Annotated in this window: 3 protein-coding genes; 2 read left to right on the forward strand and 1 reads right to left on the reverse strand. The window is 28.6% G+C overall.

Going from position 1 to position 1,264, the window contains the following annotated elements; genetic code table 11:
• Positions 1-130: 130 nt before the first annotated feature.
• Positions 131-391 (reverse strand): hypothetical protein, encoded by a 261-nt coding sequence (locus CLPUN_RS08550; protein WP_077846881.1) that lies wholly within the window; start codon positions 389-391, stop codon positions 131-133.
• A 90-nt stretch (positions 392-481) separates the two neighbouring features.
• Here CLPUN_RS08550 and CLPUN_RS27585 point away from each other — a divergent pair, with 90 nt between their 5' ends.
• Both CLPUN_RS27585 and CLPUN_RS08555 read left to right on the forward strand, forming a co-directional pair.
• Positions 482-634 (forward strand): hypothetical protein, encoded by a 153-nt coding sequence (locus CLPUN_RS27585; protein WP_158078726.1) that lies wholly within the window; start codon positions 482-484, stop codon positions 632-634.
• Positions 635-651: 17 nt separating this feature from the next.
• Positions 652-1,215, forward strand: coding sequence for a sigma-70 family RNA polymerase sigma factor (locus CLPUN_RS08555; protein ID WP_077846882.1), 564 nt, complete (start codon positions 652-654; stop codon positions 1,213-1,215).
• The last annotated feature ends 49 nt before the right edge of the window (positions 1,216-1,264 follow it).

A 1,264-nucleotide genomic window follows, 5' to 3' on the forward strand; every position in this document is an offset into this window, starting at 1 on the left:
ACTTTGAACCAGTTATTAATGAATTACAAGAAGTTTTGGTTAAACATAGGATATACCTATGCCAATTTGACCAAATAACAATACTATTAAAATCAAAAATCATACATGATTCAAGAATCCAAAAAGAAAGTTAAGACTTAAAATCTTCAATAAATTTTAAACCGTTATGCGACAACCTAATTTCTCTAATAATGCTTGGCTCTAGTCTACCAGATGCATCTTTAGAAAAAACTAATCCGCTTATCAATCCATATTGAACAGCTTTTTCTATAGCATCATCAAAATTTATATCGCCGAGTTTAGATAATATATTTTTAGAAGAATCGCTGTCACGAATTTCTATTAGAATATCATATATTGCTTTTTCAAATTCGTTGTTTGATTTAAACAAAAAATCACCACCTTTCAAATGGTATATTCTACAAAAAAATACAAATACCTTTAAATAAAACAATTTAATAATTGAAAGGAGAAATTAAATTTGCAAATAGCAATTCAGAAAGCAGAAACTATAGATAATAAATTGCTAGTTTTGATTTGGTTTGAAGATAGACAGATAGTCTTAAAAGAAGAAGAATTTGAAGAGTTAAACGAAAACATTAGACTGTTTGAATTTAACAATCATCAATATTAAGAAATGGAGGGAGAGAATTGATTAATTTGGAAGAATACTTGTGCGAAGCTAAAATAGTTGCTTTAACATATCGTAAAAAGATGTGGTATAAGTATACATTTGATGAATTATATTCGGCTGCATGCATTGGGTTAATTAAGGCTAGAGATACTTATAGAGATGATAAAGGAACGTGTTTTAAGACTTGGGCCTCAAGAAAAATAAGGTGGTCAGTTTGTGATTACATCACTAGTGATAAAAGATTCAATGAGAAAAAAGGTGCAGCATATGGATCTGTGATTATATCACTAAACTATGAGGATAATGATTTATCAGAAGGAATTATAGGAGCTATAAGCTTTGAAGATGAATTACTTATAAAAGTAATGGTGGATCGGGCTTTAGAATCATTAGATGAAAGAAGTAGAAAAGTTATAAATTTAATTTATTATAGAGGCTTAACTTACAAAGAAGCCGGTGAGAAATTAAAGGTAAGTGAATCCACAATTTGTAAAATCATAAAGACATCTTTATCTGTAATGAAGAGCTCAATAGAAAGTAAAAAGCCACAAGGATGCTGCAGAGCAATCCAAATGGCATAATCAAATAACCAGATTTAGTATAACACATATTTGAAATTATAATTAGTTT

This window comes from Clostridium puniceum, assembly GCF_002006345.1.
GTDB lineage: Bacteria > Bacillota > Clostridia > Clostridiales > Clostridiaceae > Clostridium > Clostridium puniceum.